Source organism: Noviherbaspirillum denitrificans (assembly GCF_002211445.1).
In the GTDB taxonomy this organism is placed as follows: Bacteria; Pseudomonadota; Gammaproteobacteria; order Burkholderiales; family Burkholderiaceae_D; genus Noviherbaspirillum; species Noviherbaspirillum denitrificans.
In genome coordinates this window covers 952,540-960,847 of record NZ_LSTO01000001.1, presented here as the reverse complement: position 1 = coordinate 960,847, position 8,308 = coordinate 952,540, and the positions used below count along the sequence as shown (strand labels likewise).

General features: G+C 63.6%; 6 protein-coding genes. 5 read left to right on the top strand and 1 reads right to left on the bottom strand.

Going from position 1 to position 8,308, the window contains the following annotated elements; genetic code table 11:
• The 5 genes from AYR66_RS04835 to AYR66_RS04815 all read left to right on the top strand — a co-directional run.
• On the top strand, positions 1-810 hold an 810-nt coding region (locus tag AYR66_RS04835; RefSeq protein ID WP_088709606.1), incomplete at its 5' end, for a DMT family transporter.
• A 39-nt stretch (positions 811-849) separates the two neighbouring features.
• Positions 850-1,308, top strand: a complete 459-nt coding sequence (locus AYR66_RS04830; protein WP_088706581.1) for a RidA family protein — start codon at positions 850-852, stop codon at positions 1,306-1,308.
• Positions 1,309-1,384: 76 nt separating this feature from the next.
• Entirely contained in the window at positions 1,385-2,587 is a 1,203-nt protein-coding gene (locus tag AYR66_RS04825) for a pyridoxal-phosphate-dependent aminotransferase family protein (RefSeq protein ID WP_088706580.1), read from the top strand.
• 128 nt (positions 2,588-2,715) lie between these two features.
• Complete coding sequence (locus AYR66_RS04820) at positions 2,716-3,909, top strand: aminotransferase-like domain-containing protein (protein ID WP_088706579.1); 1,194 nt, start codon at positions 2,716-2,718, stop codon at positions 3,907-3,909.
• A gap of 129 nt (positions 3,910-4,038) precedes the next feature.
• Entirely contained in the window at positions 4,039-5,976 is a 1,938-nt protein-coding gene (locus AYR66_RS04815; RefSeq protein WP_088706578.1) for a DUF4214 domain-containing protein, read from the top strand.
• Between the two features lie 2 nt (positions 5,977-5,978).
• On the opposite strand, the gene parC is transcribed toward AYR66_RS04815, so the two are convergent.
• Positions 5,979-8,291, bottom strand: coding sequence for a DNA topoisomerase IV subunit A (gene parC / locus AYR66_RS04810; protein ID WP_088706577.1), 2,313 nt, complete (start codon positions 8,289-8,291; stop codon positions 5,979-5,981).
• Positions 8,292-8,308: the final 17 nt, after the last annotated feature.

The window sequence follows — 8,308 nt, the reverse complement described above, 5'->3', positions numbered from 1 at the left end:
ACGCTGCCATTCACCCGCATGGCGGTGGCGGAACTGAATCCGGTGCTGGTGGCGCTCGGCCGGGCCGTGGTGGCGGCCGCCGCATCCGCCGCATTGCTGTGGTGGATGGGCGCGCCGCGCCCGACACGGTCGCAGTTCCGCGCGCTTGTCATCACGGCGCTGGGCGTGGTGATCGGATTCCCGGTGTTTTCGTCCATCGCGATGCGCTATGTGCCCGCGTCGCACGGCGCGATCGTCATCGGCATCCTGCCGCTGGCGACCGCGCTGTTCGGCGCGCTGCGCTTCGGCGAACGGCCTTCCACGGGGTTCTGGATCGCCGCGCTGGCAGGCAGTGCGCTGGTGGTCGGCTTCGCGGTGTGGCAGGGCGGGGGCAGCCTGCACCCGGCGGACTTCGCGTTGTTCGCCGCGACCATCGCTGCGGCAATGGGCTATGCAGAAGGCGGCCGGCTGTCCCAAACCATGGGCGGGCAGCAGGTCATTTCCTGGGCGCTGGTGCTGTCCATGCCGGTGTTGCTGCCGGTGACGGTCTGGCTCGGCTGGAACTACGGCGTGACGGCGTCGGCCAAGGCCTGGATAGGATTTGGCTATGTCTCGCTATTTTCGATGTTTATTGGGTTTTTCTTTTGGTATAAAGGGCTGGCGCTCGGCGGCATCGCCCGTGTCGGGCAAGTGCAATTGTTGCAACCCTTCATGACGCTGGCCGGCGCGGCCCTGATCCTGGGCGAAGCGCTCGATGCACGCAACTTCCTGTTCGCGGTGGCCGTGATTGCGGTTGTCGCCGTCGGACGGCGGATGTCCGTGAAGCGTTAAAATCGTGATCCTTTATTCCAAATCCACCAGGAGAACATCTTGTCCGTCTACGAAAAGCTGAAGTCCCTCAACATCGAACTGCCGGCCGTCGCCGCTCCAGCCGCGTCCTACGTGATGTTCGCCCAGACCGGCAACACCGTGTTCCTGTCCGGCCACATCGCAAAGAAGGACGGCAAGCCCTGGGTCGGCCAGCTCGGCAAGAACATGACCACCGAAGAAGGTAGGCTGGCCGCGCGCGCGGTCGCTGTCGACCTGATCGCCACGCTGCAAGCGGCTGCCGGCGGCGACCTGAACCGCGTCAAGCGCATCGTCAAGGTGATGAGCCTGGTGAACTCGATCTCCGAATTTACCGAACAGCACCTCGTGACCAACGGTGCATCGGACCTGATCGGCGAAGTGTTCGGCGAGAAGGGCAAGCATGCCCGTTCCGCGTTCGGCGTCGCGCAGATTCCGCTGGGCGCCTGCGTCGAAATCGAACTGATCGCCGAGCTGGGTTAAGCCCTTCGAGACCGATGGTTTGGCGGTACACTGCATGACCGCCAGACCAGCCAATTTTTCTTAGACACACGACCAAATGGAAACTTTCCAGCCGCCATCCGTTGCTTCGCTCGACCACATCCTCCCGCAGGAACCGCTCCTGATGATGGGCGCCGGCCCGGTGCCGATCCCGCACAAGGTGGCCTACGCCAATTCCATCGTCATCAACCACCTGGGCGAGACGATGAACAAGGTGATCGAGCAGGTGAAGGAGATGGGCCGCTACGTGTTCCAGACCTCGTCGCGCCATGTGCTCGGCGTCGCCGGCCCCGGATCGGCCGCGATGGAAATGGCGATCTGCAACCTGGTCGACCCGGGCAGCAAGGTGCTGGCCATCTGCAACGGCTATTTCAGCCGCCGCATGGCGGAAATGGCGACGCGCGTCGGTGCGCAGGTGACGACGGTCGATGTGCCCGACAACGAAGCCGCCGAGGTGGAAACCATCGAGCAGCACCTGAAGCAGGGCGGCTACCAGACGCTGACCATCGTGCAGGGCGAGACGTCCAACACGGTGTACAACCGCAACCTGGAAGCGATTGCCAAGCTCGCCAATTCCTACGGCTGCATGGTGATCGTCGACGCCGTCTGCACGCTCAGCACCATGCCGCTGGAAATGGACCGCTGGAAGGTCGATGCCGTCATCACCGGCGGGCAGAAGGGCCTGTCGTCGATTCCCGGCGTCTCGCTGCTCGCGTTTTCCGAAAACGCCTGGACCCGCATCGAAGCGCGCCAGAAGCCGATCACGCATTGGTGCCTGGACGCGCTGCTGGCCGACAAATTCTGGAACCAGAAGTCCTACCATTACACCGCGCCCGTGTCGGGCATCCTCGCGCTGCACGAAGCCTTGCGCCTGGTCTGCGAAGAAACGCTGCCGCGCCGCTTCGGCCGTCATGAAACCTGCTCGAAGGCGCTGCAGCGCGGCATCGAGGCAATGGGCCTGAAGCTGCTGGTGCCGGAACGCGTGCGCCTGAATTCCGTGGTCGGCATCACCATCCCCGACGGCATTTCCGGCGATGCGGTACGCACCCACATGTCGCGCGTGCACCGTGTCGAGATTTCCGGCTCCTTCGGCCTGAACATCGTCCGCATCGGCCAGATGGGCGAACAGAGCCGAGCGCACAACCTGTTCCGCACGCTGCACGCCTTCGGCTCGAGCATGCAGTACGCGGGTGCCGTACTCGACCTCCCGGCCGGCATTGCCGAGCTGGAAAAAGGCTTGTCAGAAAAGTATTCCGCGTAGGCCGTGCGGCATTACGCAGGTAAAATCCCGTATCCGGACGGCATGTACCCGATGCCGTCTTTTCGAAGGCTCGCCACGAGTGGGCTGATATCAAAGGCGCATAACGCCATTCAACCAGTGAGACAAGTATGAAAATGGAAAATCCCACCCCCATCCAATGGCAATTCTCCGAGCGCGCACAGCAGCTGCAAAGCTCGGTCATCCGCGAAATCCTCAAGGTGACGGTGCGTCCCGAGGTAATTTCCTTCGCGGGCGGCCTGCCGTCGCCGGAAACCTTCCCGGTCGAGCGCATGCGCGCCGCCTTCGACACCGTGTTGTCGAAGCAGGGCAAGGTCGCGCTGCAATACGGCCCGACGGATGGTTATGGTCCGCTGCGTGAATGGATTGCCGATTCCCTGTCCACCGACGGCGCGAAGATCGTGCCCGAGCAGGTGCTGATGGTGTCCGGTTCCCAGCAAGGCCTCGACCTGCTGGCCAAGGTACTGGTCGACGAAGGCAGCAAGGTGCTGGTCGAGACCCCGAGCTACCTCGGCGCGCTGCAGGCCTTCTCCGTCTACCGCCCTGAATTCGTGTCGGTGCCGACCGACGACCACGGCTTGATCCCGGAACAGCTCGGCAGTGTCGCCCAAGGTGCGCGCCTGCTGTACGCCCTTCCGAACTTCCAGAACCCGACCGGCCGCTCGCTGTCCGTCGAACGCCGCGCCGCGCTGGTCGAGACTTGCGCGCGCCTCGGTTTGCCGCTGATCGAGGACGATCCCTACGGTGCCCTGAGCTATCGCGGCGAACCGCTGCCGAAGATGCTGACAATGAACCCGAACGGCGTCATCTACATGGGTTCCTTCTCCAAGGTGCTCACCCCCGGCATCCGCCTCGGCTACGTCGTCGCACCGGTACCCCTGATCCGCAAGCTGGAGCAGGCCAAGCAGGCGGCCGACCTGCACACCGCGCAGCTGACGCAGATGGTGGTGCATGAAGTGGTCAAGGACGGCTTCCTGAAGGAGCATATCCCGACCATCCGCAAGCTGTATTCCGACCAGTGCCAGGCGATGCTTGGCGCGCTCACCGAGTTCTTCCCGTCGTCCGTGACGTGGACGACGCCGGAAGGCGGCATGTTCATCTGGGTCACGCTGCCCAAGCACATCGACAGCATGAAGTTGCTCGACGAGGCGATCGCGCAGAACGTTGCCTTCGTGCCCGGCGCGCCGTTCTACGCCAACGCAGCCGAGAAGAACACGCTGCGCCTGAGCTTCGTCACCGTCCCGCCCGCGAAAATCCGTGAAGGCGTGGAGAAGCTGGGCAAGCTGATCAAGTCCAAGCTGTAACGCTCCCGAATGGCGGCGGCCGTCGTGCCGCCGTCTATCGCCAAATCCCCACCAGTGCCGCATGCCAATTTGGTAGACTGTTGAAGTACGGCAAGATATGCCGGTAGCAGTTTGGCAACGGCGGCAGCAATGAATATCAGTGGTACAAGCGGCAACGACAACCTCGTCGGCACGCAGGGCGACGACGTCTTGTCGGGCGGTTCCGGGAACGACACGCTGGATGGCGGCGCCGGCAACGACGAATTGCTTGGCGGGGACGGCAGCGATACCTATATCGTCCGGGATCGATGGGACCAGGTCTTTGACACCTCCGGCACCGACAACGGCATCATCTATGCCGACTTCTACAAGACCGATCCCGATGTCGAAAGCTGGACCTGGGCAACCGGCGTGCAGAAGGTGCCTTACTGGATCGACGCGCTGATCCCCGGCGCCGCGACCGGTTTTCCATCGCTCCTTGGCAGCGGCAAGACGTTTTACTACAACTTCCCCTCATCCGCCCCGGCGCACTTCAGCGCCGCCGATGCCGCCGGATTCATCGCATTCAACGCCGAGCAGCAATCCTTTACCCGTCAGGCGCTGGCCTATGTGTCCACAGTGGTCGGGCTGACCTTTGTCGAGACGACGAGCAGCTCCGCTGTCAACACGATCACGTTTGCCAACAATACGCAAACCGGGTCGTCCGGTTATGCGTACTTCCCGCACGACAGCTACATCGGCAGCGACGTGCTGCTTAATTCCGGCGGCGCCTCATCCAACCTGACGCCGCGTAACGGCCAGTATTCCGCGCTCACGCTAATCCATGAAATCGGACATGCGCTCGGCCTGAAGCATCCGTTCTCGCAGACCGATTCCGAAGGGCCTTACCTTTCGACGACGGAGAACAGCTCGCAGTGGACGGTCATGAGCTACAACAGCCGTGTCGCCGACTACTATCCGCGCTATTCGCCGCTCGATATCGCCGCGCTGCAATACCTGTACGGCCCCGGCACGGCGGCTTCCGGTAATTCCACGTACACGCTCACCGCCGGCACCTCGAACTTCATCTGGGACGGCGGCGGCACCGATACCATCGACGGCTCCACACTGACGCAAGGCCTGACGCTCTACCTGGAACCGGGCTATTGGGGCTACATCGGCACGAAATCATCGCTCATCACCGAGCCTGGCCAGGTGACCGTGAACTTTGGCAGCGTGATCGAGAATGCGAGCGGCGGGTCGGCGGCGGACAACATCACCGGCAACGCCGCGGACAACCGGCTGTCGGGACTCGGCGGCGACGACATCCTGAATGGCGGCGCAGGCAACGACTGGCTCGACGGCGGGGCGGGCAATGACAGTTTCATCGCGCTGTCCGGCAGGGATGCTATCTATGGCGGCAGCGGCACGGACAGGCTGGTGCTGACGCAAAGCGCCGCCAGCATGCAGGTGACGAAGCTGCGCGCCGACGTGTTCGTCGTCAGTGACGCCAGCGGCGCCAACGCCGCAGTCTGCCGGAATGTCGAGCAACTGCAGTTCAGCGACTCGACCGTCAACCTGTCGGGCATCTCGGCCTTCGCCAGCCAGGACACGACGCTCGCGCAGATTTATGTGGCAGCCTTCCGTCGCGCGCCGGAAACCGAAGGATTCAACTACTGGACCAAGGAAGTGGCGTCGCGCGGTATCGATGCTGTCGCCGACATCATCTTCTCGCTCGATATCGTGAAGGCGATCTACGCGGCCGACATGGCGCCGTCGCAGTTCGTCTCCACTATCTACACCAACGTGTTCAACAAGGCGCCGGATGCAGAGGGGCTGAACTACTGGACCCAGCAGCTGGCGGTGCGTTCGCGCGGACAGCTGGTGATCGACATGACCAATGCGGCACTTGGGGTGCCGGATGGAACGGCAGGGAAGGATTTCTTCCAGAACCGGCTCGACTGGTCGCTGTACGCGGTGGACTACCAGCACGAGCAGGGGAAGGAATTGACGCCGTCGCATCTGACGACCCTGACCGACGGGATCGGCGCGGATACGACGGCGCTGGTCACGCTGATCGGACAGGCCGAATCAGGCGTGACCATCTAGGCTTACCGTACGGCTTGCAATGCCGCCGGCTTGATCTTTGATTCCAGCGCCTTGCCCTTGCGCGCGCGCTTTCCGATGTGCGGCCCGAGTGCGGACGCAGACAGCGTGACTTCCTGCGCCTTGCCGCCGCGTCCGGTGCCCGACACGATCACGCCCTTTTGGCTGATCGGCTGTGCGGCCGCCAGCTTCTCCTTCGCCTCCAGATCGATCAGGATCACGCCACGGCCGCCGCCGGACAGGGTCTTGAGTTCGTCCAGGCCGAACACCAGCAGGCGACCCTTTTCAGACAGGCAGGCCACCGCGCTCGCGTCGGTGCCGACGGTGCGCGGCGCGAGTGGCTCGTCGCCTTCATCCAGCGTGACGAAGGCCTTGCCGGCCTTGATGCGGCTGACCATGTCGCCGGCCTTGGCCGTGAAGCCGTAGCCTGCTGTGGACGCCATCAGCAGCAGCGTGTCGCCCGGACCCGCGAAGTAGTGCAGCAGGCGCGTACCGCTCGCCAGTTCGATGAAGGTCGTGACCGGCACACCGTCGCCGCGCGCGCCGGGCAGCGACGACACAGGGACGGAATAGACGCGGCCGTTCGAGCCGAAGGCTAGCAGCGTATCGACGGTGCGGCACTCGAAGGTACCGTACAGGCTGTCGCCGGCCTTGAACGTGAATTGCGCCGGGTCGTGGCCATGGCCGGTACGCGCGCGCACCCAGCCCTTCTGGGAAATTACTACCGTCACCGGCTCGTCCAGCACCTTCTGCTCGACGCTGGCGCGTTCCGCTTCCTCGATCAGCGTGCGGCGCGCATCGCCGAACTGCTTCGCGTCGCCTTCGATTTCCTTGATGACCAGCTTCTTCATCGACGCCGGATTGTCGAGCAGGTCGTGCAGGGTTTCCTTTTCCTTGCGCAGCTCGGCCAGTTCCTGCTGGATCTTGATCGCTTCCAGGCGGGCCAACTGGCGCAGGCGGATTTCGAGGATGTCCTCGGCCTGGCGATCGGACAGCTTGAAGGCCTGGATCAGTGCGGGTTTCGGTTCGTCCGATTCGCGGATGATCTTGATGACCTTGTCGATGTTGAGCAGGACGGCCTCGCGGCCTTCGAGGATGTGGATGCGGTCGTCGACCTTCTGCAGGCGGAAGCGCGTGCGGCGTGTCACCGTCTCGAAGCGGAAGTCGATCCATTCCTTCAGGATGTGCGACAGGCCCTTCTGGCGCGGACGGCCGTCGCGGCCGATCATCACCAGGTTGATCGAGTTGCCGGTCTCCAGCGAGGTGTGGGCCAGCAGGATGTTCATGAACTCGGTCTGGTCCTGGTTCTTCGACTTCGGCTCGAACACCAGGCGAACCGGTGCATCCTTGCCCGATTCGTCACGTACGGTGTCCAGCACCGACAGGATCATCTGCTTCATCGCCAGCTGGTCGGGCAGCAGCGATTTCTTGCCGAGCTTGACCTTGGGATTGGTGAGCTCTTCGATTTCCTCGAGGATCTTCTGCGCCGAAGTACCCGGCGGCAGCTCGGTGACGACTGCCTGCCACTGGCCGCGCGCGAGGTCTTCGATCTTCCAGCGCGCGCGCACCTTCAGCGTGCCGCGGCCATTCTCGTACATTTCCGCGATGGAGGAAGCCGGGGTGATGATCTGTCCGCCGCCCGGGAAATCGGGGCCGGGAACCATCTCCATCAGCTCGGCATGGGTGATCTCCGGTTTGCGGATCATCGCCACGGCGGCCTTCGCGACTTCGCTGAGGTTGTGCGACGGGATTTCGGTGGCGAGGCCGACCGCGATGCCGGACGCGCCGTTGAGCAGCACGAAGGGCAGGCGTCCCGGCAGCAGCTTGGGCTCCTGGGTCGAGCCGTCGTAATTCGGCTGGAAGTCGACCGTGCCCATGTCGATCTCGTCGAGCAGCAGCTTGGAGATCGGCGTCAGGCGGGCTTCTGTGTATCGCATCGCCGCGGCGCCGTCGCCGTCGCGCGAACCGAAGTTGCCCTGGCCATCGATCAGCGGATAGCGCAGCGAAAAATCCTGCGCCATGCGCACCAGCGCGTCGTACACCGACTGGTCGCCGTGCGGATGCAGCTTGCCGAGCACGTCGCCGACCACGGCGGCGGATTTGCGCGGCTTGGCGGTGGAGTCGAGGCCGAGCTCGCTCATCGCGTACAGGATGCGGCGCTGCACAGGCTTCTGGCCGTCGCATACGTCCGGCAGCGCACGGCCCTTGACGACGGAGATGGCGTAGTCGAGGTAGGCGCGCTCGGCAAAGGTGGCCAGCGTCAGCGATTCGCCATCGGCCGGCGGTACTTCTTCAAACAGGTTGGCTTGTTCAGTCATTGTTTCTATTGTCTATT